This is a genomic window from Pseudomonas sp. LPH60 (assembly GCF_030718165.1).
Lineage (GTDB): Bacteria > Pseudomonadota > Gammaproteobacteria > Pseudomonadales > Pseudomonadaceae > Aquipseudomonas > Aquipseudomonas danubii.
This window is the reverse complement of the sequence record NZ_JAVAJH010000009.1, coordinates 126,508-152,094: the sequence shown is the minus strand read 5'-3', so window position 1 is coordinate 152,094 and position 25,587 is coordinate 126,508. Positions and strand designations below refer to the sequence as shown.

Sequence of the window (25,587 nt, the reverse complement as noted above, 5' to 3'; positions counted from 1 at the left end):
GGTGGACCCTGGGAGCAGGGAATTGATTCCCGTCGATTTGGCCAGCGATCGCGGTGAACTTTCGCCGATGCCGGTGGCTCGGAAACAAGGTGCATTGATTCATCGGGGCGCTGGGCGCCCTGCGACCAGAGCGTCCATGGCGCGTTAAAGGGGTGATGCTCAATGACTGCAGAAAAACCGACTGAACAGCAATACCAGGCGCAGTTGCCCTTGTCTCAGGCCTTGTTGCTGCCTCGCATTGCCATCGAGAACACCCGCCCGGTCCTCGACGGCGGGCAGTTCGCGGTCAAGGCGGTGGCCGGCCAACAGGTCGAGGTGACGTGCAAGGTGTTCGCCGACGGCCACGACAAACTGGCCGTGCGGGTGCGCTGGCGCGAGGAGCAGCAGGACGCCTGGAGCAGCCAGGCCCTTGAGGACCAGGGCAACGATGGCTGGCTGGGGCGCTTTCCCGTGCCCACCGTGGGCCGCTATCGCTTTTGTATCGAAGCCTGGATCGATCAGTTCGCCAGCTTCTGTTACGAACTGGAGAAAAAACACCGGGCCGGGGTGCCGGTGAGCCTGGAGTTGCAAGAGGGGCGGGCTTCGGTGCAGCAAGCCGCCGAGCGTAGCGAAGGGCCGCTGCGCGAGCGGTTGCTGGCGCTGCTACAAGAGCTTGCCGGCTTGCTGGAGACCGAGCAGGTCGCCCTGTTTCTCAAGGATTCCAGTGCCCGGCTGATGGCCGAGGCCGACCACCGGCCCTACCTGAGCCTGAGCCCTGAATACCCCCTGGATGTGGAGCGGGTACAGGCGCAGTTCGCCAGTTGGTACGAGCTGTTTCCCCGCTCGATCACCGAGCATCCGTCTCGCCATGGCACGTTCAACGACGTCCACTCGCGACTGTCGATGATCCATGACATGGGCTTCGACGTGCTGTATTTCCCACCCATCCATCCCATTGGCCGCAGCCACCGCAAGGGGCGCAACAACGCGTTGACGGCGGCCCCGGACGACCCCGGCAGTCCCTACGCGATTGGCAGCGAGGAGGGCGGCCACGAGGCGATCCATCCGCAGTTGGGCAGCCTGGATGACTTCCGTCGTCTGGTCGCCGCCGCTGCCGACCACGGCCTGGAGATCGCCCTGGATTTCGCCATCCAGTGTTCCCAGGACCATCCCTGGCTCAAGCAGCACCCGGGCTGGTTCAACTGGCGCCCGGACGGCACCATCAAGTACGCCGAGAACCCACCGAAGAAGTATCAGGACATCGTCAACCTCGACTTCTATGCCGCTGATGCCATACCCAGCCTGTGGCTGGAGCTGCGGGACCTCGTCATCGGCTGGGTCGAGGAGGGGGTCAAGACCTTTCGCGTGGACAACCCCCACACCAAGCCGCTGCCGTTCTGGCAATGGCTGATCGGCGACGTGCGCCGCCAGTACCCGGAGGTGATCTTCCTCGCCGAGGCCTTTACCACCCCGGCGATGATGGCGCGCCTGGGCAAGGTCGGTTACACCCAGAGCTACACCTACTTCACCTGGCGCAACACCAAGAGCGAGCTGGCCAGCTATTTCAGCGAGCTCAATCAGTCGCCGTGGCGCGAGTGCTTCCGGCCGAACTTCTTCGTCAACACCCCGGACATCAATCCGGCGTTTCTGCATGACTCGGGGCGCCCGGGGTTTCTGATCCGCGCGGTGCTGGCCAGCATGGGCTCGGGACTGTGGGGCATGTACTCCGGGTTTGAGCTGTGTGAATCGGCACCGGTGCCGGGCAAGGAGGAGTACCTGGATTCGGAGAAGTACGAGATCCGGCCCCGGGACTTCAACGCCGCCGGCAACATCATTGCCGAGATCGCCCAGCTCAACCGCATCCGCCGGCAGAACCCGGCGCTGCACAGTCACCTGGGGCTCAAGCTGTACAACGCCTGGAACGATCAGATCCTGTACTTCGGCAAGCGCAACGCCGAGGGCGACAACTTCGTCCTGGTGGCGGTCAGCCTCGATCCCTTCAATGCCCAGGAGGCCCATTTCGAACTGCCGCTGTGGGAGCTGGGGCTGGCCGACGATGCCGCCACCCAGGGGGAGGACCTGATGAACGGCCATCGCTGGACCTGGTACGGCAAGACCCAATTCATGCGCCTGGAACCGGCGCAGCCCTTCGGCATCTGGCGCATCACCCCCACGTAGACGGCGGCTTGCCGCGTTTTTCCTCATAGGCGCCGGCTTGCCGGCGAATCGGCCCGCGAGCCTTGTGCAGGGCGGGCGACGCCTTCGCTGGCCAGCCAACCCCAACCAAGGGCGTGCTGTGTGGCGGCTGCGAATTCATTTTTTCAGGAGACCGACATGGCCAAGAAACCCCGCTCAGCGACCTTTATCAAGGACCCGCTCTGGTACAAGGACGCGGTGATCTACCAGGTGCATGTGAAGTCCTATTTCGATTCCAATAACGACGGGATCGGCGACTTTCCCGGGTTGATCGCCAAGCTCGACTACATCAAGGAACTGGGGGTCAACACCCTCTGGCTGTTGCCGTTCTACCCCTCGCCACGCCGTGATGACGGCTACGACATCGCCGAGTACCGCGGGGTCAGCCCCGACTACGGCACCCTGGCCGACGTCCGGCGCTTTATCGCCGAGGCCCACAAGCGCGAGCTGCGGGTGATCACCGAGCTGGTGATCAATCACACCTCGGACCAGCACCCCTGGTTCCAGCGGGCGCGCAAGGCCAAACCGGGCTCGGCGGCGCGCAATTTCTATGTGTGGTCCGACGACGAGCAGAAATACGCCGGCACGCGGATCATCTTCCTGGATACCGAAACGTCCAACTGGACCTGGGACCCGGTGGCCGGGCAGTACTTCTGGCACCGTTTCTATTCCCACCAGCCGGACCTCAATTTCGACAATCCCCAGGTGATGAAGGCGGTGCTCTCGGTGATGCGCTACTGGCTGGACATGGGCATCGACGGCCTGCGCCTGGACGCCATTCCCTACCTGATCGAGCGCGATGGCACCCACAACGAGAACCTGCCCGAGACCCACGAGGTGCTCAAGCAGATCCGCGCCGAGATCGACGCCCACTACCCGGACCGCATGCTCCTGGCTGAGGCCAACCAGTGGCCGGAGGACACCCAGCTGTACTTTGGCCAATCAACCAATGGCGACGACGGCGACGAATGCCACATGGCGTTCCACTTTCCACTCATGCCGCGCATGTACATGGCCCTGGCCCAGGAAGACCGCTTCCCCATTACCGATATCCTGCGCCAGACCCCGGAGATTCCGGCCCACTGCCAGTGGGCGATCTTTCTGCGCAACCACGATGAGCTGACCCTGGAAATGGTCACCGACAAGGAGCGCGACTACCTGTGGAACTACTACGCCGCCGACCGCCGGGCGCGGATCAACCTGGGGATTCGCCGGCGCCTGGCACCGCTGATGGAGCGCGACCGGCGGCGCATCGAACTGCTCAACAGCCTGCTGCTGTCGATGCCCGGCACCCCGACCCTGTATTACGGCGACGAGATCGGCATGGGCGACAACATCTACCTGGGGGACCGCGACGGCGTGCGCACGCCGATGCAGTGGTCCATCGACCGCAATGGCGGCTTTTCCCGCGCCGACCCGGCGAGCCTGGTGCTGCCGCCGATCATGGACCCGCTGTATGGCTATCAGTCGGTCAACGTCGAGACCCAGTCCGGCGATCCCCACTCGTTGCTCAACTGGACCCGGCGCATGCTGGCGGTGCGCAAGCAGTCCAAGGCCTTTGGCCGGGGCACGCTGAAGATGCTGTCGCCGAGCAACCGGCGGATTCTGGCCTATACCCGGGAATACACGGGGCCTGACGGCAAGCAGGAAATCATCCTCTGCGTGGCCAACGTCTCGCGCAGTGCCCAGGCGGCGGAACTGGACCTGTCGGCCTTCGCCGGCATGGTGCCGGTGGAGATGCTCGGCGGAAATGCCTTTCCCCCTATCGGCCAGATGCATTTCCTCCTGACCCTGGCGCCTTACGGTTTCTACTGGTTCGTTCTAGCGGCAGAAAACCAGATGCCCAGCTGGCATGTGGAACCGGCCCAGAGCCTGCCGGACTTCACCACCCTGGTGCTGAAAAAACGCCTCGAAGAATTGCTCGAAGCGCCATCGCGCACCACGCTGGAGCACAGCGTCTTGCCCCACTGGCTGCCCAAGCGCCGCTGGTTCGCTGGCAAGGACAGCGCCATCGAGCAGGCACAGATCGCCTACGGTGTAGGTTTTGGCGATCCCCAGCATCCCGTGCTGCTCAGCGAGATCGAGGTCACCAGCGATGGGCAGCGCCAGCGCTATCAACTGCCCTTCGGCCTGCTCGGGGAAGAGCCGCTCGGCAGTGCCTTGCCTCAGCAACTGGCCATGGCCCGGGTGCGGCGCGGGCGCCAGGTCGGGCTGATCACCGATGCTTTCGCCCAGGACAGTTTCGTGCGCAACGTGCTGCTGGCCCTGCAGGCGCAGACCCGGCTGGACAGCGCTGCCGGGCAGATCCGCTTCGACGGCACCGGGTTACTGGCCGAGTCGGGGCTCAGCGCTGACTCCGAGGTGCGCTACCTCTCGGCGCAACAGTCCAACAGCTCGGTGGTGGTGGGGGGCAGTCTGGTGCTCAAGCTGATTCGCAGGGTGGAAGCAGGCATTCACCCGGAACTGGAAATGGGCGCCTTCCTCACTGCCGCCGGATTCCGCCATATCTCGCCCTTGCTGGGCTCGGTGGTGCGCCGCGATGAGCAGGGCGAGGATCATCTGCTGATGATCGCCCAGGGCTACCTGAGCAATCAGGGGGATGCCTGGGAATGGACCCAGAACAACCTGGAGCGGGCCATCCGCGATGAGTGGGCGCAGGCCATGTCCGAGCAGGAACAACACTACAACGCCCTGGGGGAGCTTGAGGATTTTGCCGGCCTGCTGGGGCAGCGCCTGGGAGAAATGCACCTGTTGCTGGCGGCCCCCGACAGCCCCCCGGACTTTGCACCGCAAGTGAGCACCCTCAAGGACACCCAGGCCTGGAATCGTCAGGTGGCGGCACAAGTGGAACGGGGGTTGCAGTTGCTCCAGCAGCGTCAGGGCGAGCTGAGTCCCGGCGACCAGAAACGGGTGAGCCGATTGTTGCAGCACAAGACGAAAATCCTCGGTCACATCCAGCAACTGGCCAGGCAGTTGGTGGGTGGGCTGCGGATCCGGGTGCATGGTGACCTGCATCTGGGGCAGGTGCTGGTGGTCAAGGGCGATGCCTACCTGATCGACTTCGAGGGTGAGCCGGCGCGGCCTCTGGCAGAGCGTCGGGGCAAGCACAGCCCATACAAGGATGTCAGCGGGGTGTTGCGCTCCTTCGACTACGCTGCCGCCATGGCCCTGGAGACGCCAGCAGTGGAGGGCGCGCAGATGGCCGAGCAGGCCCGGCAACGGGTGGTCCGTCGTTATCTACAGGAGGCGCGGCAAGCCTTTGTCCAGGCGTATCGGCTGGCGACGGCTAGTCTTGCCCATGAGTGGCAGGACCCGGCGGCTGCGGATGCCGCACTGGCCCTGTTCAGTCTGGAGAAGGCCGCCTATGAGCTGGCCTATGAAGCGGAAAACCGGCCCACCTGGCTGCCTGTGCCCTTGCACGGCCTGGTGGGGCTGTTGCGTGAACTGGAACCCTTTTCCGATCTTGAGCGTGATGGAGAGCAGTCATGAGTGTCTCGAACAAGGAACAGGGAAAGAACCAACCGGCATTGCTCCCGTCAGCCGAGGTCATCGATGCCCTGGTGCGGGCCGAGCATCCTGATCCGTTCGCTGTGCTCGGGCCCCACGGAGACGGTGCCGGCGGGCAATTCATCCGGGCCTATCTGCCCGGCGCCCTGAGCGTGCAGGTGCTGGACCGGGAGCAGCAGCAAGTGCTCGGCAGCCTCCACGCCGCCGAAGTGCCCGGGCTGTTTGCCGGGCATTTCAGCCAGAGCCGGCCCTATCTGCTGCGGGTGCAGTGGGCCGGTGGCGAGCAGGTCAGTGAAGACCCCTACAGCTTCGGCCCGTTGCTGGGGGAGATGGATCTGTATCTGTTCGCCGAAGGCAATCATCGTGACCTCGGCTCCTGCCTGGGGGCGCAACCGACCACCGTGGACGGCGTCCAGGGCGTGCGCTTTGCGGTCTGGGCGCCCAACGCCCGGCGGGTCTCGGTGGTGGGGGACTTCAATATCTGGGACGGGCGGCGCCACCCCATGCGCCTGCGGCATCCCTCCGGGGTCTGGGAACTGTTCGTTCCGCGCCTGCAACCTGGAGAGGCCTACAAGTACGAGATTCTCGGGCCCCAGGGCATCCTGCCGCTCAAGGCCGACCCCATGGCCCTGGCCACCCAGTTGCCGCCGGACACCGCGTCCAGGGTCGCCGAGCCCTTGCAATTCCACTGGCAGGACCAGGCATGGATGCAGGCCAGGGGCGAACATCAGCGAACCGATGCGCCCTTGTCCATCTACGAGTTGCACGCCGGCTCCTGGCAGTGCGAAGTGGATGACCTGGGGGAGGTGGCCCGCCAGTACCGCTGGGCCGAGCTGGCCGAACGCCTGATCCCCTACGTCAAGGACCTGGGCTTCACCCATATCGAGCTGATGCCGATCATGGAACACCCCTTCGGCGGCTCCTGGGGGTATCAACCGCTGTCACAGTTCGCCCCCAGTGCCCGCTATGGCTCGCCCCAGGATTTCGCCGCTTTTGTCGACGCCTGCCACCAGGCGGATATCGGTGTGATCCTCGACTGGGTGCCGGCGCACTTTCCCACCGATACCCATGGCTTGGCCCAGTTCGACGGCACCGCGCTCTATGAGTACGGCAACCCCCTGGAAGGCTTTCACCAGGACTGGGACACCCTGATCTACAACCTCGGGCGCACGGAAGTGCACGGTTTCATGCTGGCCTCGGCGCTGCACTGGCTCAAGCATTTCCATGTCGACGGTCTGCGGGTGGATGCGGTGGCCTCGATGCTCTATCGCGACTATTCGCGCAAGGCTGGTGAATGGGTGCCGAACCGCCACGGCGGCCGCGAGAACCTGGAAGCCATCGACTTTCTGCGCCACCTCAACGATGTGGTGGCCCTGGAAGCGCCGGGCGCCCTGGTGATCGCCGAGGAATCCACCGCCTGGCCCGGGGTCAGCCAGCGCACCGACCAGGGCGGCCTGGGCTTTGCCTACAAATGGAACATGGGCTGGATGCACGACTCCCTGCATTACATCCAGCAGGACCCGGTGTACCGCGCCCATCACCACAACGAACTGAGCTTCGGCCTGGTGTACGCCTGGTCCGAGCGTTTCATCCTGCCGATCTCCCATGATGAGGTGGTGCACGGCAAGCATTCGCTGATCGACAAGATGCCGGGCGATCGTTGGCAGAAGTTCGCCAACCTGCGGGCGTACCTGAGCTTCATGTGGGCCCATCCGGGCAAGAAACTGCTGTTCATGGGCTGCGAGTTCGGCCAGTGGCGTGAGTGGAACCACGACCAGCAACTGGACTGGTACCTGCTGCAGTACCCGGAGCACCGGGGCGTGCAGCAATTGGTGGGCGACCTCAACCGGCTGTATCGCCAGTACCCGGCGTTGCATGACCAGGACGACGTGCCCCAGGGTTTCCAGTGGCTGATCGGCGACGATGCGATCAACAGCGTCTATGCCTGGTTGCGCTGGAGCAAAACCGGCGAGCCCTTGCTGGTGGTGGCCAACTTCACCCCGGTACCGCGCCAGGCCTACCGCGTCGGCGTGCCAATGGCGGGACGCTGGAGCGAGCTGCTCAACAGCGATTCGCAACTCTATGCCGGTTCCAACTATGGCAATGGCGGCGAAGCCTTCAGTGAAGAACAGGGCAGCCATGGCCAGGCCCTGTCCCTGGTGCTCAACCTGCCGCCCCTGGCGGTGTTGATCCTGCGCCCCGACAGTCTATAGCCGCGGGTGGCCGGTAATGGTCAACATCAGGCCATTACCGGCACCTTCAGGGGCGCATCACCAACGCATGCGCACGCCCAGGCTGCCGATCAGGCCGTTGAGGTCGTTGTCATCCACATCGCTGCTGTAGTCGGCACTGACGTACAGGCTCACGGCGGGGGTGACCCTGGCCACCAGCCCCAGGCCAACCTCTACGGTGGAGGATTTGCGGCTGCTGCTGATCTTGTCCACCTGGTCCAGGCTCAGGGTCTCGCCGCTGTAGACCGTATGCCAGAGGTTGGTGCGCACATAGGGTTCCAGGGGCAGGCCATGGACGTCATAGCGCCCTTGCAGGCGCGCGCCGACCCGGCCGCTCCAGGCATTGAGGTCGTTACTGCTATTGCCACCGTCCAGGCGAATGCGTTGGTTGATCACCTGGGCCTGGGGTTCGATCACCCAGTTGTCGCTCAGGCCTATGGCCACGCCGCCCTGCACGGAAAAGGTCATGGCGTTGCCTTCGGTGGTCATGCCCCGGCCCTGCTCATTGCGACTGAAACCGCTGACCCGGCCGCCGCTGGCGGACATGTCCAGGTGCCAGCCCTCGGCACCCTGCAGGCGCCAGAAGGCGCCCAGGCCTTGTCCCTGGACGCTGAGCCCGGCATTGCGTGGGTCGTTGACGGTGCTCGGGGCGCCGCCTTGGGTGAGGGTGTAGGTGTTGGGGGTACTCAGCAGGCCGATCTGTTGGGTGGTGCCGTTGTTCTGGATGCTGTAGAGCAGGGGGCCTTTGCGCGGTTCGCCGCCAGCGCCGGGCAGCGCCAGGTAGCCGACTTCAAGGTGCGTCGGCAGTCCGGGCCGGTCCAGAACCGCGAAGTCGCTCGGGCGCGGGCTGCCCAGGGGTGAGGCGCTGATCGGCAGGCTGCTCAGGGTTGGGGGGTATCCGGTGTTGTCGGTGTCCTCCCCCGGGGACGCCGCGACCTCCATGGAGCACAACAGCAAGGATGTGTACAGGCTGCACAAGGCGAATGGCAGAGGGCTTGAGGTGAGTGAGGTATTCATGGAGGTCTACCTTGCAAATGCATGCTTTATCTCGTTGGGGCGCCTCTCCCACCCCCGTTCGAGAGGCAGCCGGATTCAATCGGGTAAAGTCCGCCGACCCGCTCTGCAGCAGGTGTTTTCGGCCTTTTCCCGGTTACTTTTTCCAGGGGTGGTCATTGGTAGCTAAGGAGAGAGCAGGGGGCTCGTCAAGAAAATGACTGACAAACGGAAGGGTTATTTTTGGGCGGCCAAATCACTGAAAAATGGCACTTTGTCCGAATGCCAGGGATGTGCGGCGGGCGGGGGGATCAGGGGCGACTCCAGCGCGTGGATCTGCTCGTCGCCAGGGTTCAGCAGGTCGACCAGACCTGCTGCCACTGGGCGGCACCGCCCCGCAATCCGTGAGCCGGGACGATCGCGGTTTTAGCGTTCATCGCTCGATGTCCGCGGTGCGGCTACAGGCGGCAGTTGCACCTCCACCGCCAGGGGCAGGTGATCGGAGAGGTGGGTCCAGGGCTTGTTGCCGAGGATCTGTGGCCGGTGGCTGCTGGCATTGCGCAGGTAGACCCGGTCCAGGCGCAGCAAGGGCCAGCGCGCGGGGTAGGTCTTGGCCGGGCGGCCGTGATGGCGTTCGAAGGCTTCGTGCAGGTCGTCGCGCCGGCCCAGGGCGACATTGCCGTGCATCTGCCAGTCGTTGAAGTCGCCGGCAATGATCACCGGTGCTTCCTCGGGCAGGGATTCGAGCAGTTGGCAGAGCAGTGCCAACTGCAGTTGCCGGTGGTTTTCCAGCAGGCTGAGGTGCACGCAGATGGCGTGCACCTCGGCATATCCGGGTACATCCAGGACGCAGTGCAGCAAGCCGCGGCGCTCAGGGCCGGTGATGGAGACATCCAGATTGCGGTACTGGCGGATCGGGTACTTGGACAACAGGGCGTTGCCGTGATGACCGTCGGGGTACACCGCATTGCGTCCGTAGGCGTAATCGCTCCACATGCTGTCGGCGAGAAACTCGTACTGCGATTGCTGCGGCCAGTTGTCCAGGCGCGACGCATGGCGTTCATGCTCGCCCAGCACTTCCTGGAGAAACACCAGGTCGGCCTGGGTGCTGCGTACCGCTTCGCGCAGCTCCGGGAGAATGAAGCGTCGGTTGAGGGCGGTGAAACCCTTGTGGGTGTTGACGGTCAGGATCTGCAGACGCTGGATGCTTCCCGGCTGGGGCTGGCGGGTGGACTCGCTGCTCACGCTCACTCCTGTGAATCAGTGACGGTTTCTCATGGGACTGATGGCCGGCACTCGCGTTCAGGTTATTTTCCGCCCGGGCCCGGCCTACATCAGGATGATTTCGTAGGGCAGGCGCAGGCGCTCCAGCAGAATCGGCGACAGCGACGGTTCCAGGCCGATTTCCGGTTCGCCCTGCAGCTGGCTGGCGTAGGCGTGGGCCGCGTGGCGCTTGCGGGCCACGGTCCAGGTGTCCAGGCGCAGCTTGCGTGCCCGCTGCCAGGGAATCTGGTGCTCCTCGCGCGAGGACCAGTGCCAGGCCCAGATCGGAATCTCGTAGAAGCGTGCGCCCACCTGGCCGGCCGCCTTGGCCGCGGCCCGGCCCACGGCTTCGTGATCGAGGTTGCCGTCGCCGCGCCAGGTGCTGAACACCACATCGCTGTCGCGCAGGTAACGGCTGATGAATGGTGCCAATTGCTGTTCGCGCTCGCTCAGGGCACTGTCGGCAAAGCCACCACGAATCCACTTCAGGCTGTGCAGGGGCAGCCCCAGGCGGCGCAGGGCCTCGGCGCTTTCCTGGGGCCGGAACACGCTGAGGCGGCGCTTGGGCCACAGTTCGGAGCCTGGGTGACTGGCGCTGCCGTCGCTGATGGAGATCAGTTGCAGGGGGTGGCCATGGTGGGCCAGCACTTGCAGCAGGCCGCCGCTGGCTACCACTTCATCGCCGGGGTGAGGGGCGATGATCACGGCCCGAGAGCCGGGGGGAACCAGATTGCCGAGGTTGATGGGGGGAACGTCGGCCAGGTGGCGGGCGCCGTTCCAGATCTGGCTGGGCCAGCTGTTGTCTATTGCGGTTATGGCTTTCATGAGGTGTCACATCCCTGTTTTCCGGGTCACGGCAATGAGGCCTGAACATCCGTTCAGTGGCGACCCTGGGTTTGCACGTACGCTGATTCTGGCATCCGCCTCAGCGTGAAGTACCGGCGCTCCATCCCTTTGGGGCGCCGCGATGCGGGGCTCATCATACACAGCCTGGAACCGTCCACGTAGGGGCGGCCCAAGCTTTGTTCGAGCATTACGAACCCTGTCACAGGGTAGACGGCAATTGCTCCCCGGGGGAGGCCACAAGACGAAAGTCGTGCGCAACTACCTCGCCCTTCAAGGTTCGACCAGGCTTTGCAGGTAATCGCCAAAGCCGCCCCGGGCCCGGCTGTCCAGGCGCCCGCTGGTAATCACCTGCGGGTGCCGGCTCCAGGCGATGCTGGCGCCGCTGCGCTGCAGCTGTCGCACCAGTTGCACGTCCTCGTGACACGCCAGGGCTTCGAAACCGCCGGCGCGAACATAGGCCGCGGCGCTGATGCCCAGGTTGGCGCCATGGACATGCCGATGCTCATCGGCGCTCTGGTAGGCATTGTGGTAGCGGGCCTGGGCCTGGGGCGCGAAGCCTTCGCTCCAGCAGTCGACGGTGACCGTGCCGCAGACGGCGTCGGTGCCCTGGGCCAGCTGGGCCACCAGCCAGTCCGCGGGCACCCGGCTGTCGGCGTCGGTGCACGACAGCCAGCGAGCCCCGGCCTGCAGCAGCCATTGCGCGCCGGCGGCGCGCGCCCGTCCGACATTGCGCACCTGCAATTGCAGGTGCTGCACGGGGTACTGGCGGGCGATGCTCAGGGAGCGGTCGGAACAGCTGTCGAGCACCACCAGGATCAGCACGTCCTCCTTCAGGTCGGGGTGGCTGGCGGCTGTCAGGGCGCATTGCAGGCAGTCGGCCAGCAGTTGCTCTTCGTTATGGGCGGGAATCACCACACCGATCATCGCAGGCCCTCCAGGGTCGCGACCGAATCCGCGTCGCGACCCCAGAGGTCGAGGAGAAAATCCGCGTCCTGATGTTCCAGCAGGCGTGGCAGCTGCAACTGCCGGTGGAGCATTGCATGCACTTGCCCGCCCTCCAGGGGACAGCCGGCGATGGGCGGACGCCAATGACAGGCCAGCAACTGACCGTCGGCGGCCAGGGAGCCCAGGGCCCGAGTCACCAGGCGCGCCAGATCGCCGGGGTCCAGGTAGTAGCCAAGCTCGCTGATGACAATCAGCTCGAAGGGGCCGTCGGGCCAGTCCTCGGGCAGGCGCGCGCATTCCACCCGGGCCTGGGGCATCGAGCGCAGGCGTTGCCGGGCCAGGCCGACCGCAGTCTGTGCGGTGTCGCAGCACAGCAGGCTGTCGCAGCGGGTCGCCAGTTCGGCGCTGAGTTCGCCGTTGGCGCATCCGGGTTCGAAAATGCTCCGGTAATGGCGCCGCGGCAGGCTGGCCAGGGTGATGGCGCGCTTGCGCTGTTCGTACCAGCGTCGGCGAAAGGCCCAGGGGTCCTGGTCCCGGGCGAACAGCCCTTCGAAATAGTGACTGTCGACGCTCATAGGAATACCACCTCGAAGGGTTGCAGCAGGCGCTCGATGATGTGTGGCGCCAGCACCGGTGCCAGGCCAATGTCCGGGTCGCCCTCCAGCTGGCTGGTGAAGGCGTGGATGGCGTGACGCTTGCGTGCCACCTGGGCGGGGCTGAGCAGCACCTTGCGGGCGCGCTCCCAGGGCAACTGGCGGCCCTCGGGGTCGGCCCAGTGCCAGCCCCAGATGGGCAACTCCCTGAGGCGCGCACCCGCGGCCCGGGCGGCCAGGGCGCTGGCCCGGCCCACGGCCTCGTGGTCGCAGTGGCCGTCCTCGCACCAGGTGCTGAACAGCACATCGTCCGGCCGCAGGCACGCCTGGATGTAGCGCGCCAGGGCCGCTTCGTCCCGGGCCACGCGGCTGTCCTGGAAGCCGCCGCGCAGCCATGTGATCCGCGCCAGTGGCAGGTCCAGGCGGCGCAGGCCTTCGGCGGACTCCTGGGGCCGCACCAGGCTCAGGCGCTCGATGGGCCAGCGCGGTGAGCCGGGATGGCTGGCGCTGCCATCGGTGACCGAAATCAGCAACAGTTCCCGTCCCGCGGCCGCCAGCAATTGCAGGAGGCCGCCGCAGCCGAGGATTTCGTCGTCCGGGTGCGGGGCCACGATCACCGCCCGCGAACCGGGCGCAACCAGGGTCTGGATATCCACGCAGGCCATCGCCCGCAGGTGCGAGGAGGCCTGCCATGCCTTCAGTGAAGTGCCGCGGCCGACAATCGGATTGGCTTTCACAGGCACCATCCTCCCCGGTCCGCCGCAGCGGCTTCGCTGGCCAGCTGTTGGCCGAGTTGGGCCAGGTCGCGTTCGGCATGGCTCTGGCGGATAAATACCGGCAGGTCGGCCAGCAGCCGGGCGAAGTGCCGGTCCAGGCAGTAGGGGCCCGCGCCCAGGGCCCGACCGACATGCCGCAGCAGGCTGTCGACGCTGGCTTCGGTCACGGCCCGGGTGCGCCGGGCCAGCAGTTGGCAATCGGCGTCGGGGGCCTGGTCCAGCTGCCGGGCACTGTGGCGCAGCACGCAGGCGGCCTGATGCAGGGCGCTGTCCACCGCCCCCAGATGCGCCTGGGCGTGGGGCTCGTCGTGCTTGGCGCAGTGTTCGCGCAGCGGCAGGGCGATGGCCTGGGCCGCGCCCAGCCAGCAGGCGGCGATGCCCATGGCGCCCTGCCAGAAACCCGGGCGCTGCAGGTAGTCGTCCGGCCCGCCGACCCAATGGCCCCGTGCCTGGTCGAACCGCACCTGCCGGCTATCGGTATTGGCCATGCCCACCGCCTGCCAGCCGCCGCGCTCGACCTGCACCCCGGGCTGGTCCAGGGCCACCGCCACCAGGCGCTGGCGCCCCGCGCTGTCCCAGGCGGTGAGCAGGGCATGGCTGAGCACCGCGGCTCCCGAGCACCAGGCCTTGGTCCCGCGCAAGCGGCAGTGCGGGCCGTCGGCGTCGGCCTGAACCCGGGCCCGGGGCGGTTCGGCGGCCCAGGTGCCCCAGGTGGTGCCGGGGGCGACGACGCAGTCCAGCTCCTGCATGATCGCCAGGGCATCGGTGTGTCCCTCGTAGAGCTTGCACAGGCCCAGGTCATGTCCGGCGACCCGGGCCAGGGCCTGCCAACGCTGCAGGGTGGCACCGCCCGCCGGCCGCGGCAGGCGATCCAGGCCGGCGGCCATCAGAGCCTCCAGGCACAGGCCCAGCGCCGGGGCATCGGCGTGCCCCAGGTCGGGGTAATGGCGCAGGAAGGCTTGCAGGTCCATTTCAGTCTTCTTCCTCATGCTGCAACTCGAACAGCAGCAGTGAACGCCCGGTCACCGAGTAGCTGTGGCCGAAGGCGAAGCGCTCCTGGCCGCGCACCGCCGGCTGGTTGGTGTCGAGCATGCAGCTCCAGAACTCGCCGGCCGGCACCTCGGGCAGGCGGAAATTGACGATGTCGTGATGGGCATTGACCACCAGCAGCACCGTGGCGTCGGCCCCGGGGCGGCGGATGCCGGTTTCCTGGGCGCGGCCGTCCAGCAGCATGCCCAGGCAACGGCCGTGGGGGTCTTGCCATTGTTCGGTGCTCATCTCGTTGCCGTCCGGGGCCAGCCAGGTGACGTCCTTGACCCCGAGGTCCTCGTTGTAGCTGCCCACCAGGAAACGCCCGCGGCGCAGGATCGGGTAGTTCAGGCGCAGCTTGATCAGGCGCTTGACGAACTTGAGCAGCGCCTTGCCGTCGGCATCCAGCTCCCAGTTGATCCAGCCGATCTCGCTGTCCTGGCAGTAGGCGTTGTTGTTGCCGTGCTGGGTGCGGGCGAATTCGTCGCCGGCCACCAGCATCGGCGTGCCCTGGGCCAGCAGCAGGGTGGCGAAGAAGTTGCGCATCTGGCGCAGGCGCAGGGCGTTGATCTCGGGGTCGTCGGTGGGGCCTTCGACGCCATGGTTCCAGGACAGGTTGTTGTCGCTGCCGTCCTGGTTGTTCTCGTCGTTGGCCTGGTTGTGCTTGTCGTTGTAGGACACCAGGTCGCGCAGGGTGAAGCCGTCGTGGGCGGTGACGAAATTGACCGACGCATAGGGCCGTCGGCCGCGCTGGTTGAACATCTCGCCGGAGGCGGTCATGCGCCCGGCGAAGTCCGCCAACTGGCCGTCGTCGCCTTTCCAGAAGGCCCGCACGGTGTCGCGGAAACGGTCGTTCCATTCCACCCAGCCCGGCGGAAAGCGCCCCACCTGGTAGCCGCCGGGGCCGCAGTCCCAGGGTTCGGCGATCAGCTTCACCTGGCGCAGCACCGGGTCCTGGCGGCAGGCCACGAGGAAGCTGTGGCGCTCGTCGAAACCATCGTGGTAGCGGCCGAGGATGGTCGCCAGGTCGAAGCGGAAACCGTCCACGTGCATTTCCGTGGCCCAGTAGCGCAGGGAGTCGGTGACCATCTGCAGCACGCAGGGATGGCTCAGGTCCAGGGTGTTGCCGGTGCCGGAATCGTTGATGTAGAAGCGCTTGTCGTCGGGCATCAGGCGGTAGTAGGAGGCGTTGTCGATGCCGCGCATGGACAGGGTCGGGCCTTGTTCGTTGCCTTCGGCGGTGTGGTTGTAGACCACGTCCAGCAGCACCTCCAGCCCGGCTTCGTGCAGGTGCGCGACCATTTCCTTGAATTCGGCGATCTTGCCGCTGGCCAGGTAGCGCGGGTCGGGGGCGAAGAAGGCGATGCTGTTGTAGCCCCAGTAGTTGGTCATGCCCTTGTGCAGCAGGTGCTGGTCGTTGACGAAGGCATGGATCGGCAGCAACTCCACCGACGAGACGCCAAGCTTGCGGATGTGCTCCAGCACGTCGTCCACCATCAGCCCGGCAAAGGTCCCCCGCAGGTGTTCCGGCACTGCGGGATGGGTCATGGTGAAGCCGCGCACGTGGGTCTCGTAGAGGATGGTCTTGTCCCAGGGCACGCTGACCCGATGGTCGTGGCCCCAGGTGTGGGCCGGGTCGATGACTTTGCACTTGGGCACGAAGGGCGCGCTGTCCCGTTCGTCAAAGCTGAGGTCGGCGTCAGGATGGCCGATGGTGTAGCCGAACAGCGCCTCGGACCATTTCAATTGGCCCACCAGCTGCTTGGCATAGGGGTCGATCAACAGTTTGTTGGGGTTGAAACGGTGGCCGTTGGCCGGCTCATAGGGGCCGTGCACTCGGTAGCCGTAGATCAGCCCGGGGTGAGCGTCGGGCAGGTAGCCGTGGAAGATTTCGTCGGTGTACTCGGGCAGTTCGATACGTTCGAGCTCCACGTCGCCGGCGGCGTCGAACAGGCACAGTTCGACCTTGGTGGCATTGGCCGAGAACAGCGCGAAGTTGACGCCCAGGCCATCCCAGGTGGCGCCCAGAGGGAAGGGCAGGCCTTCACGGATGCGCGAGGGTTCGTTCTCGGGAGTCGGCGGAGTCTGCTTGGATCTGCTCATGGTTGCTCCTGCAAAAAGGATCAGGGGGCCGGCCGTGGGTTTTTCAGGGCGAAGCCATCCAGGGTGGCGTGCGGGCGCGCCACCGGTTCAGGGCGATAGAGAGGCGGGAGTGTCGTCAGTGGGCTGGCGGCTTGCGCGGTGCCCGGGGTTTCTTCGGCGCCGCAGGCTTCTCTCCTGGCGGCACTACCACCGCGGCGGCCGACTTGGCCTTGGGTTTGCTGGCGCTCTTGCTGGGCGCACTGGCGGCGGCAGATTTGCTCTTGGCGCCCTTGGGCGGCTGGCTCGGGGCCAGGGCCTCGGCCTCGGCGAGCTTGCGGGCCATTTCCCAGTGTCGGGCTTCGTGGCCCTCCGGTTTCCCTTCCGACTCCCAGATCTGATAGGCGAATTCACGTATGCGTTTGTCGTCGGTACTCATCGCAATGCTCCTGGACTGAACTCAATGTTGAATCAAAAGGTTGAGTGGAAAGTCTTGCAATACGGCGCTGATCAGCAATTCCTTGTGGGGTGTGACTGCTCTGGTTGAAAAAAGTCCATTCAGGTTGCGGCCCGAAGCGGTGAACGGTAGTTGCACCCGGGTATCGCCCCATCGCTGCGCATCCACCTTGGGGATTGCACTGTCATCCAGCAGGCCGGCGACCTGGATCGGCACTATCACCACGGCTCGTTGCTCCTGGTATTCACGCATGAACGCCAGCACCCGGCCGGCTTCCTGCCCCAGCACCGTCAGCGGCTGGTAGCTGCCGCGCTGGAACAGCTCCGGGTATTGACCGCGCAGGCCCAGGACGCGGGCAATCAGGCCCTGCTTGATGCGTCCGTCACGCCACTGGGCCAGCCACTGCCGAGGATCGCGCGGGCTGTCCAGGGCCCGTTGCCGGGCCGGGTAGTCCGGCAGTCGGCGGTTGTCCGGGTCCACCAGGCTGAAGTCCCAGAGGTCGTTGCCCTGATACAGGTCCGGCACCCCTGGTACGGTCATGCGCAGCAAAGTTTGCGCCAGGCTGTTGAGGGCGCCGCCAGGGGCGATGCTGTTGGCTGCCGCCGCAAGCGACTGGCGCAGGGCCAGGCCTTGCGGCGAGACCAGCACGGCGCTGACAAACGCCTGAACGCCCTCTTCGTAATCAGGATTGGGGGCTGCCCAACTGCTGTGCAGCTTGGCTTCACGCAGGGCCTTGAGTTGCCATTGCCAGATGCGCCGGGCATAGCGCTCCAGGCCCGGCTGATCCTCGGCCCGCAAATCCAGGGGCCAACTGCCCAGCAGGGTTTGATAGAGGATCAGTTCATCGCCTGCCGAAGGGACGTCGGGGTGCTGGTGCAAGGGGGCAGCCAACAGCCGCCAGCTGGCCACTTGGCGGGCATACCAGGGGGCCCGCTCACTGAGCAGGGCCAGGCGCGCGCGGCTGTCTTCGCCACGCTTGTGGTCATGGGTGGCGCTGGTCAGCAGGTTGTCGGGGAAGCTGTCCAGGCGCTGCTGGCAAGCGCTGTGGAAGGCCGAGATCGGCGCGCTGAACTGTTCGCTGTTGAAGCCCACGTCATTGCGCGCCAGGAGCACCGCCGAGCGGTAGAATGCGGTGTCTTCCACGGCCTTGGCCGCGGCCGGCGAGGTCAGTTGCTGGAAGCGCACGCAGGCGTGGCGCAGCAGCTTGCGCGCCCGGCCCGGTGGTTGCCGGCGCCAGCCCTGGCCGCCGAGCCAGCGCTCCAGGCAATCGAGTACCGGCCAGTCGATCTCGCTCAGGCGGCCTCGGGCGCCGGCCATGGCCTGTTGGAAAAACCGCTGGTCCTGGGGGCCGCGGCCCTGGGCACCGATGTAGGTGCGGTACACCGGAAAGTGCACGATCAGCTCCTGCAGCGCCCGGCGGATGGCCCCCAGGGTCAGGTCGCGGCTCATCAGGTCCAGCCGCGCCACTTGCAGCAGCGCCTGGGCCACGTTTTCAAAGTCACCGGCCAGGGAACCGTTGAGGATCTGCTGGCGTGCCTGCAGGGCTTCCTCGCCGAACTGCGGCGACCGCTGGCTGTGCCGGCTCCACAGCTCTGCCAGCAGCGCCTGGCCGGCGGGGGCCTGTTGCAACAGCGACAGCTGGTTCATGAATTCGTAGCCGGTGCTGCCGTCCACGCCCCAGTCGCGATGCAGGGTCTCGCCCGCACCGAGGATCTTCTCGACGTAGATCGGCAGGTGCTGGCCCGGACGCAGGCGGTCGACCCGGCGCCGCAGCTTGCGGCAGTAACCCCGGGGATCGGCCAGGCCATCGATGTGGTCGATGCGCAGGCCATCCACCAGGTTTTCTTCGATCAGCTGGAAGACCTTGGCGTGGGTGGCTTCGAACACGGCCGGGCGTTCGACCCGCAGGGCCCCCAGTTCATTGACGTCGAAGAAACGCCGCCAATTGATGTCATCGGCCGCGGTGCGCCAGCTGGCCAGGCGGTAGCTCTGTTGTTCCAGCAACTGATGCAAACGCGTGAAGCCGTCGGCCTGGCGCGAGTCGTAGCCTTGCAAGTGGGCGTCGATGGCCTGGCGCACTGACGGCTGGCGCAGTTGCTGTGCCAGTGCTTGTTGCAGGGGCCGGGCCTGGGCATGGGCGGCGCCGTTGAAGCGCAACGCCGCAAAACCGTCGGCCAGGGATTTCAGGGCGCCGCTGGACTCGGCGTCCAGCGGCTCCGCAAGTCGCAGCAGTGGTGCGTAGTCCCAGGGGCAGATGGGAAAGCAATGTTCGTGGTGCTGTACGTGAAAGCCGCCCAGGTCGTCGTCCAGGCGCAGCTCCAAGCGGCCTTCCTGCAGCGCCACGCCATAGTCGCTGTCGAGGAACGGCAGGAGCAACTGACCTTCCATCAGCGGGTCCGCGGAGTGCCACTGGATATCGAAGAATTCGCCATAGGGGCTCAGTCGCCCCCATTGCAGCAGGTCCAGCCACCAGGGGTTGTCGCTGCCGCCCACGGCCATGTGGTTGGACACGATGTCGAGGATCAGCCCCATCCTTTGTTGACGCAGGGCCGCCACCAGGCGCCGCAGGGCCGCTTCGCCCCCCAGCTCCGGGTTGATCTGGGTCGGGTCCACCACGTCATAGCCGTGCTGGGAGCCGGCCCGGGCCCGGAGCAGGGGTGAGGCATAGAGATGGCTGATGCCCAGGCGGGCGAAGTAGGGCACCAGGGGGACGGCGTCGTCGAGGGTGAAGCCTTGATGAAACTGCAGGCGCAGGCTGGCCCGCAGCAAGGGCAGGGACGGCAGGTTCATCGGTCACGCTCTAGGGCTTGTTGCCGGGCACAGGCCAGCAGTTCCAGGCGCCGCGCGGCATCGCTGTCGTCCAGCAGGCGCCGGCTGGCACTGGCCAGGCGCCGGCGCCAGTTGGGGTGGCTGTCGAGGGTGCCGGGCAGGTTGGCCTGTTCATCGATGCCCAGGGCATCTTCCAGGGGGAGCAGCACCAGGGGCGCACGGGTATGACCAAGAAAGCGCACGCTGGCGTCCAGCACTTGGTCGGCTTCGTGGGCCTCTTGGTGAACGTTCTGTGGGTCCTGGGCCAGGGCCTGGCGCAGGCCGTCACGCTCGCGCAGGCGGTGTTCGCGCCATTGCCGCGCGCCCTGTTCATCCACCATGCCCAGGCGCAGGTTCCAGTCGATGTCGCGGCCCTGCCACCAGCCGTTGAGGGTGGGCAGATCGTGGGTGCTGGTGGTGGCCAGGGCGTTGTCCGGCCAGTCCAGGATCGGCTTGAAGTAGCAGTTGTGGTCCTGTTCGAACAAAAGCACGCGCATGCCGAGCATGGCCCGGGCGGCGAGCTTTTCCCGCAGGCCGTCGGGCACCGTCCCCAGGTCCTCGCCGAGGACAATGGCCTGGTGCCGATGGGATTCGAGGGTCAGCAGGCGCAGCAGATCGTCCACCGGGTAGTACAGGTAGGCACCGTCGCAGGGCGGCGCTCCCGACGGGATCACCCAGAGCCGTTGCAAGCCCATCACATGGTCAATGCGCAAGCCGCCGGCATGGGCGAAGTTGGCCCGGAGCATTTCGATGAAGGCGCGATAACCATGGCGCTGCAAACCTTCGGGAGAGAAGGCGCAGATGCCCCAGCCCTGGCCCTGGCGATTGAGGATGTCCGGTGGCGCACCCACGGTCAGGGACGCCAGCAACTGTTCCTGGCGGCTCCAGGCCTGGCTGCCACCGCCGTCGGCGCCCACCGCCAGGTCGGCGATCAGGCCGATGCCCATGCCGCTGCTGTGGGCCGCGCTCTGGGCCCGTTCCAGGCTGCGGGCGATCAGCCACTGGCAGAAGGCATGGAAGCCGATCTCATGGGCCTGCTCCTCGGCGAACCGGGCCAGGGCCGGGCTCGCCGGGTTACGCCAGTGTTGCGGCCAGTGACGCCAGTCCAGGTCTTCGCCGCGGGCGGCGCGCTCGGCCTGGATGGCCTCGAACCGGCAGTGGTTTTCCAGGGCTTCGCCGGCGCTGCGGCGATAGCTGGCGAAGTCCTCGTGCAGGGGGTGCTGGCCGTGGCAGAAGCCTTCGTACAGGGCGCGCAGTGCTTGTTGCTTGGCCTGGGCCGCCTGGGGCCAGTCGATCAGTGGTTGCTGTTCCAGGGCTTGCAAGGTCTGGCCAAGGCCACAGGATTCGATGGCGCTGCGCCAGGCCCGGTCGCCGAGAATGGCCCCGGGAGCGGCGTACAGGCTGTTGAGAAACAGCCGGCTGGAGGGCGAGTAGGGGCTGTAGCGCTCAGGATCGCTGTTGAACATGGCGTGCAGCGGGCTGATGGCCAGGGCATCGGCGCCGCGCTCGGCGGCTTGCCGGGCCAGCTCTTCCAGTGCCTGGGTATCGCCGAATCCACCGTCACCGGGGCGGCGCAGGGCATACAGCTGTACGCTCAGGCCCCAGGCTCGCGGGGTCGGCTGGCCCACGGCGTCGGCCACGCTGTAGCAGCGTGCGGGGGCCACCGCGAGGGTGAAGTGTTCCTCCTCGATGCGCACCGAGTGGTAACCCACCGGGATCTGTCCTGGCAGCACGCTCCTTTCATCGAGCTGCAACGACAGCGGTGCGCCGTTTTCCAGCTCGATGGCACAGCGGGTCCCGGGCGCGAAGTACCGGGCCAGGTCCAGGCCCTGGCCGACGTCGGCGGTCAGCAGCGGTGGCAGGTGCCGGCTTTGCTGCAGCTGATGCAACTGCTGCAGGCTGTCGGCGATTTCCTGGTCGCTGTCGGCAGGGTGGCCCAGGCCCGCCAGCACGGCCCGTAACACCCGGGCCTCAACCTTTTGCGGTCGGCCGTTGGCGTCGATCCAGTCCACTGCCAGGCCGGCGCGGCTGGCGAGTATTTCCAGTTGCGCATCGCTCATCGGCGTTCTCCATGGGGGGCGGTGGGGCAAGGCCCGCTGTGCAGTTGCACCACTGCGCTGAAGGCGGGTAACCAGCCCTGCTGCCAGTGTTCAAGGGCTCGCGGTGGGTGTTCAAACCACAGTTGTGCTGTTGCTTCGGGCTCCAGTTCGATCCGGTGTGGGCTGAGGTTGAGGTCGATGCGCAGCAGGCTGCCGTCACCCAGGCGCCAGCGTGCGCTCAGGGCGCCTTCGGCCAGTACCCGGGTATCCAGGGCCTGGGCGCCGGGCAGGCGCGGGATCAGTTCGCGGTGGCGGATACGCAGCAGGCTGCGGTACAGCTCACGGGTCGTCTCGGCCTGTTGCGACTGGGGGCGGGGCCGTGATGCCTGGAAGGTCGAGGGGGCGTTGGGATCGGGGATGCGCTGGCGCTGGGCGGCGTCGGCAAAGGCGCTGAAGGCGGCGAACTCGTTGCGCCGGCCCTGGCGCACGGCTTCGGCCAGTTCCCCCTGATGGCTGGTGAAGAACAGGAACGGCTCCTGGGCCGCCACTTCATCGCCCATGAACAGCAGCGGGATCATCGGTGACAACAGCAGCAACACCGTGGCTGCCTGCAGCGCCTGGGTCGGCGCCAGCTGGTTGAGGCGCTCGCCAAAGGCCCGGTTGCCGATCTGGTCGTGGTTCTGCAGGAACAGCACAAAGGCGCTGGGGGGCAGGTGGCCGCTGGGTTCACCCCGGGGTTGGCCGTGGCGGTTGGCATGGCCCTGGAAGGCGAAGCCCTGGCTCAGGCAGCGGGCCAGTTGCGCGGTGGGGTCGTCGGCGAAGTCGGCGTAGTAGGCGTCGGTCTCCCCGGTGAGCAGCACGTGCAGGGCGTTGTGCCCGTCGTCGTTCCACTGGGCGTCGAAACCCTGCTGCAGCAGGCTGGCCTGGTTGAACTCGTTTTCCAGGTTGAGCCACACCTGGCGCGACGCCGGCACCGCCTGGCGTACCCGCTGGGCCAGTTCATGGAGAAAGTCCGGGTCGTCGATGGCGTGCACGGCGTCCAGGCGCAGGCCGTCGAAACGGTACTCCAGCAGCCACATCAGGGCGTTGTCGATGAAGAAGTCGCGTACCTGCCGCCGGCGGAAGTCGATGGCCGCGCCCCAGGGGGTGTGCAGATCCTCGCGGAAGAAGCCCTTGGCGTAGCGCTGCAGGTGGTTGCCGTCGGGGCCGAAGTGGTTGTAGACCACGTCGAGGATCACCGCCAGGCCCAGGCCGTGGGCGGCGTCAATCAGGGCCTTGAGGTCGTCGGGAGCACCGTAGGAGGCTTCCGGGGCGTAGGGCAGGACGCCGTCGTAGCCCCAGTTGCGCTCGCCGGGGAACTCCGCCAGGGGCATCAGCTCGATGGCGGTCACCCCCAGGTCCACCAGGGCCGGCAGGGCCTGCTGCACCGCCAGGTAGCCGCCCATGACCCCGACATGCAGTTCGTAGATCACCGCCTCGTGCCAGGGCCGGCCACGCCACTGGGGCTGCTGCCAGGCGTAGGCGTTGTGGTCGACCACCAGGCTGGGGCCATGCACATCACCGTCCTGGGCTCGGGAGGCCGGGTCCGGCACCTGGATCTGTCGATCGATGGTGTAGCGGTAGCGGCTGCCCGCCGGGCAGCGGGCCTGAATCACGAACCAGCCGTCGGCCTCGGGCCGCATCGGCAATGACCGGCCGTCCGCCAGTGCAACGCTGACCTCACGGGCATCCGGTGCCCACAGGGCGAACCGGGTGTGCTCGCTATCCAGCATCACTGCGCCGTGGCTCCAGCTGTGCAGGGTGCTTGATGGCATGGGTCCAGGCCCCTTTATTGTCGGGTGGCCTGCCCCAGGGCCTTGGCCACCAGTTGTTCGTAGAGTTCGGCGTAGGGTTCCACCGCCTTGCACCAGTTGAACGGGGCGGCCATGGCCCGGCAGCGCATGGCGTTGAGCAGCGCTGGATAGGCGAAGACCTTGAACGCCCGGGTCAGCGCCTCCTGGTAGCTGGCCACCGTGGATTCGTCGAACAGAAAGCCGGTGACGCCATTCTCGATGGTGTCCGCCAGGCCGCCGGTGTTGCGCGCCACCGGCAGCGAGCCGAAGCGCTGGGCGTACATCTGGCTCAGCCCGCAGGGCTCGTAGCGTGACGGCATGAGCAGAAAGTCGCTGCCGGCGAACATGCGCCGGGCGTCGGTTTCATTGAAGCCGATATTGACCCCGATGCGCCCGGGAAAACGCCGGGCCAGGGCGCGCATGGATTGTTCCTCTTCCGGTTCCCCGCGGCCGATGATGGCGATCTGGCCGCCGTTGGCGACGATGAATTCGGCCACGCCTTCGGTGAGGTCCAGGCCCTTCTGGTAGACCAGCCGCGAGACCACGGCGAACAGCGGGCCGTTGCTGGGGTCGAGACCGAACATCTGCCGTACATGGGCGGCGTTGGCCGCCTTGCCGTCCCAATCACCCATGCTGAAGGGGCAGAACAGGTGCGCATCGGTGGCGGCGTCCCAGCTTTCGTCGATGCCGTTGGGGATGCCACTGAGCAAGCCTTGCTGGGTCTTGCTGGCGAGAAAACCGTCGAGGCCGCACCCGAAGGCCGGGGTAGTGATTTCCTGGGCGTAGGTGGCGCTCACCGTGGTGATGTGGCTGGCGTAGGCCATGCCGGCCTTGAGGAACGACAGCTTGCCGTAGAACTCCATGCCTTCCTGTTGCAGGGCGTGTTCGGGGATGCCCAGCTCCGGGCACGAGGCCAGGCTGACCACGCCCTGGTAGGCCAGGTTATGGATGGTGAACAGGGTCGGGGTGCGCTGCCCGCGCCAGTGCATGTAGGCCGGGGCCAGCCCGGCGGGCCAGTCGTGGGCGTGCACCAGGTCGGGGCGCCAGTGGATCTGAGCCAGGTTGGCGGCGATGTCGGCGGCGGCCAGCCCCAGGCGGGCAAAGCGAATGTGGTTGTCGGGCCAGTCGCGGCCATTGTTGGCGCCGTAGGGCGTGCCTTCGCGCTCGTACAGCTCCGGGCAGATCAGCACATAGATCACCAGGCCGTCGGGCATGTCCATGCGCCCGATCTTGCAGGCCGGCAGCGCCGCGTGGCCCCCCAGCTCGCCGATGATATGGATGGGGTTCTCGCTGTGCAGCACCTGGGGATAGCCGGGAATCAGCACCCGCACATCGTGCAGGTGGGCCATGGCCCGGGGCAGGGCGGCGGAGACGTCGCCCAGGCCGCCGGTTTTCACCAGATCGGCGATTTCCGAAGTGACGAACAGCACCCGCTTGCGGTTGGGATTCTGACGAGCCAGCGGCAGTAGGGTCTTGCCTCCAGGGATGGAAATCGCCTGGGGGGCACGTTCACCGGCCTGCTGTTGAGGATGCTCTCCCTGAGTGTCCAATGCGGCGCTGATCATAGGTCTCTCCCGTTTTATTGATCTGTTCTGCTGTCTCAAACGCTACTGTCGGGCCATTCCTGTGGCCGGGCGCAATTGCGCCACACATCGATCAGCCTGAGCTGCTCGAGCGCTGCAGCAGAAAGGGTGGAGGAGCCGTTGCAAGGAATGCACCAGTGGCAGCGACCCTACCTTTAACCTGACCTTGGGCCGACGCGAAAAGTTTCGACTTTTTCAATGCCAAAGTGACCGCTCGGTCACAATGCGAAAATCAGTCTAGGACAGAACCTAGAGCGGCGTCGGGCAGGGCGGGGCGTTGATTTGGCGTGGGCGCAGGGCGACGGATCCATCCCGACGAAAGGTCGGCCGTGCACCGCAGCAGAGCGCGGCTGAAATGGCCTCGGCGCGAAAACGGTGAGGGCGCGCCAGGGGTTGGTGCAGATCGTTGGTGGCCTTGCCCGAAAATGGGC

At 66.4% G+C, this 25,587-nt stretch carries 16 protein-coding genes; 3 read left to right on the top strand and 13 right to left on the bottom strand.

Going from position 1 to position 25,587, the window contains the following annotated elements:
• The first annotated feature begins 162 nt into the window (after positions 1-162).
• The 3 genes from Q8O96_RS27640 (at position 163) to glgB (ending at position 7,895) form a co-directional block, all read left to right on the top strand.
• Positions 163-2,157 (top strand): alpha-1,4-glucan--maltose-1-phosphate maltosyltransferase, encoded by a 1,995-nt coding sequence (locus Q8O96_RS27640; protein WP_305949785.1) that lies wholly within the window; start codon positions 163-165, stop codon positions 2,155-2,157.
• 156 nt (positions 2,158-2,313) lie between these two features.
• The gene (gene treS, locus Q8O96_RS27635) at positions 2,314-5,664 is read left to right on the top strand and encodes a maltose alpha-D-glucosyltransferase (protein ID WP_305949784.1); all 3,351 of its coding nucleotides are present in this window, start codon (positions 2,314-2,316) and stop codon (positions 5,662-5,664) included.
• Complete coding sequence (gene glgB / locus Q8O96_RS27630; protein WP_305949783.1) at positions 5,661-7,895, top strand: 1,4-alpha-glucan branching protein GlgB; 2,235 nt, start codon at positions 5,661-5,663, stop codon at positions 7,893-7,895. Before treS ends, glgB begins: the two co-directional genes overlap by 4 nt.
• Positions 7,896-7,952: 57 nt before the next feature.
• On the opposite strand, the gene Q8O96_RS27625 is transcribed toward glgB, so the two are convergent.
• The 13 genes from Q8O96_RS27625 to glgA all read right to left on the bottom strand — a co-directional run bounded on the left by Q8O96_RS27625 (position 7,953) and on the right by glgA (position 25,138).
• Positions 7,953-8,930 carry an autotransporter outer membrane beta-barrel domain-containing protein gene (locus Q8O96_RS27625; protein WP_207816122.1) on the bottom strand — a complete coding sequence of 326 codons (978 nt, stop codon included), beginning with the start codon at positions 8,928-8,930 and terminating at the stop codon, positions 7,953-7,955.
• 402 nt (positions 8,931-9,332) lie between these two features.
• Positions 9,333-10,151, bottom strand: a complete 819-nt coding sequence (locus Q8O96_RS27620; RefSeq protein ID WP_305949782.1) for an endonuclease/exonuclease/phosphatase family protein — start codon at positions 10,149-10,151, stop codon at positions 9,333-9,335.
• Between the two features lie 84 nt (positions 10,152-10,235).
• On the bottom strand, positions 10,236-10,994 hold the full coding sequence (locus Q8O96_RS27615; protein ID WP_102863443.1) for a PIG-L deacetylase family protein: 759 nt from the start codon (positions 10,992-10,994) through the stop codon (positions 10,236-10,238).
• 291 nt (positions 10,995-11,285) lie between these two features.
• Complete coding sequence (locus Q8O96_RS27610) at positions 11,286-11,939, bottom strand: glycosyltransferase family 2 protein (protein WP_305949781.1); 654 nt, start codon at positions 11,937-11,939, stop codon at positions 11,286-11,288.
• Positions 11,936-12,535 carry a class I SAM-dependent methyltransferase gene (locus Q8O96_RS27605; protein WP_115580133.1) on the bottom strand — a complete coding sequence of 200 codons (600 nt, stop codon included), beginning with the start codon at positions 12,533-12,535 and terminating at the stop codon, positions 11,936-11,938. The genes Q8O96_RS27610 and Q8O96_RS27605 overlap by 4 nt, the downstream gene beginning before the upstream one ends.
• A complete protein-coding gene (locus tag Q8O96_RS27600) occupies positions 12,532-13,290 on the bottom strand; it encodes a PIG-L deacetylase family protein (protein ID WP_305949780.1) in 759 nt (252 codons plus the stop codon). Before Q8O96_RS27600 ends, Q8O96_RS27605 begins: the two co-directional genes overlap by 4 nt.
• The gene (locus Q8O96_RS27595; RefSeq protein WP_305949834.1) at positions 13,287-14,300 is read right to left on the bottom strand and encodes an acyl-CoA dehydrogenase family protein; all 1,014 of its coding nucleotides are present in this window, start codon (positions 14,298-14,300) and stop codon (positions 13,287-13,289) included. The genes Q8O96_RS27600 and Q8O96_RS27595 overlap by 4 nt, the downstream gene beginning before the upstream one ends.
• Before the next feature lies 1 nt (position 14,301).
• Positions 14,302-16,461, bottom strand: coding sequence for a glycogen debranching protein GlgX (gene glgX, locus Q8O96_RS27590; protein WP_207816126.1), 2,160 nt, complete (start codon positions 16,459-16,461; stop codon positions 14,302-14,304).
• 115 nt (positions 16,462-16,576) lie between these two features.
• On the bottom strand, positions 16,577-16,876 hold the full coding sequence (locus tag Q8O96_RS27585) for a DUF2934 domain-containing protein (RefSeq protein ID WP_102863449.1): 300 nt from the start codon (positions 16,874-16,876) through the stop codon (positions 16,577-16,579).
• Between the two features lie 21 nt (positions 16,877-16,897).
• A complete protein-coding gene (locus Q8O96_RS27580) occupies positions 16,898-19,684 on the bottom strand; it encodes a malto-oligosyltrehalose synthase (protein WP_305949779.1) in 2,787 nt (928 codons plus the stop codon).
• A complete protein-coding gene (gene malQ, locus Q8O96_RS27575; RefSeq protein WP_305949778.1) occupies positions 19,681-21,762 on the bottom strand; it encodes a 4-alpha-glucanotransferase in 2,082 nt (693 codons plus the stop codon). The genes Q8O96_RS27580 and malQ overlap by 4 nt, the downstream gene beginning before the upstream one ends.
• Positions 21,759-23,555, bottom strand: coding sequence for a malto-oligosyltrehalose trehalohydrolase (gene treZ, locus Q8O96_RS27570; protein ID WP_305949777.1), 1,797 nt, complete (start codon positions 23,553-23,555; stop codon positions 21,759-21,761). Before treZ ends, malQ begins: the two co-directional genes overlap by 4 nt.
• A gap of 14 nt (positions 23,556-23,569) precedes the next feature.
• Positions 23,570-25,138, bottom strand: a complete 1,569-nt coding sequence (gene glgA / locus Q8O96_RS27565; RefSeq protein ID WP_305949776.1) for a glycogen synthase GlgA — start codon at positions 25,136-25,138, stop codon at positions 23,570-23,572.
• Positions 25,139-25,587 lie beyond the last annotated feature (449 nt).

Coding starts and splice junctions, on each gene's coding strand:
- Q8O96_RS27640 (WP_305949785.1), top strand. CDS start 163: ATGACTGCAGAAAAACCGACTGAACAGCAATACCAGGCGCAGTTGCCC.
- treS (WP_305949784.1), top strand. CDS start 2,314: ATGGCCAAGAAACCCCGCTCAGCGACCTTTATCAAGGACCCGCTCTGG.
- glgB (WP_305949783.1), top strand. CDS start 5,661: ATGAGTGTCTCGAACAAGGAACAGGGAAAGAACCAACCGGCATTGCTC.
- Q8O96_RS27625 (WP_207816122.1), bottom strand. CDS start 8,930: ATGAATACCTCACTCACCTCAAGCCCTCTGCCATTCGCCTTGTGCAGC.
- Q8O96_RS27615 (WP_102863443.1), bottom strand. CDS start 10,994: ATGAAAGCCATAACCGCAATAGACAACAGCTGGCCCAGCCAGATCTGG.
- Q8O96_RS27610 (WP_305949781.1), bottom strand. CDS start 11,939: ATGATCGGTGTGGTGATTCCCGCCCATAACGAAGAGCAACTGCTGGCC.
- Q8O96_RS27605 (WP_115580133.1), bottom strand. CDS start 12,535: ATGAGCGTCGACAGTCACTATTTCGAAGGGCTGTTCGCCCGGGACCAG.
- Q8O96_RS27595 (WP_305949834.1), bottom strand. CDS start 14,300: ATGGACCTGCAAGCCTTCCTGCGCCATTACCCCGACCTGGGGCACGCC.
- glgX (WP_207816126.1), bottom strand. CDS start 16,461: ATGAGCAGATCCAAGCAGACTCCGCCGACTCCCGAGAACGAACCCTCG.
- Q8O96_RS27585 (WP_102863449.1), bottom strand. CDS start 16,876: ATGAGTACCGACGACAAACGCATACGTGAATTCGCCTATCAGATCTGG.
- Q8O96_RS27580 (WP_305949779.1), bottom strand. CDS start 19,684: ATGAACCTGCCGTCCCTGCCCTTGCTGCGGGCCAGCCTGCGCCTGCAG.
- malQ (WP_305949778.1), bottom strand. CDS start 21,762: ATGAGCGATGCGCAACTGGAAATACTCGCCAGCCGCGCCGGCCTGGCA.
- treZ (WP_305949777.1), bottom strand. CDS start 23,555: ATGCCATCAAGCACCCTGCACAGCTGGAGCCACGGCGCAGTGATGCTG.
- glgA (WP_305949776.1), bottom strand. CDS start 25,138: ATGATCAGCGCCGCATTGGACACTCAGGGAGAGCATCCTCAACAGCAG.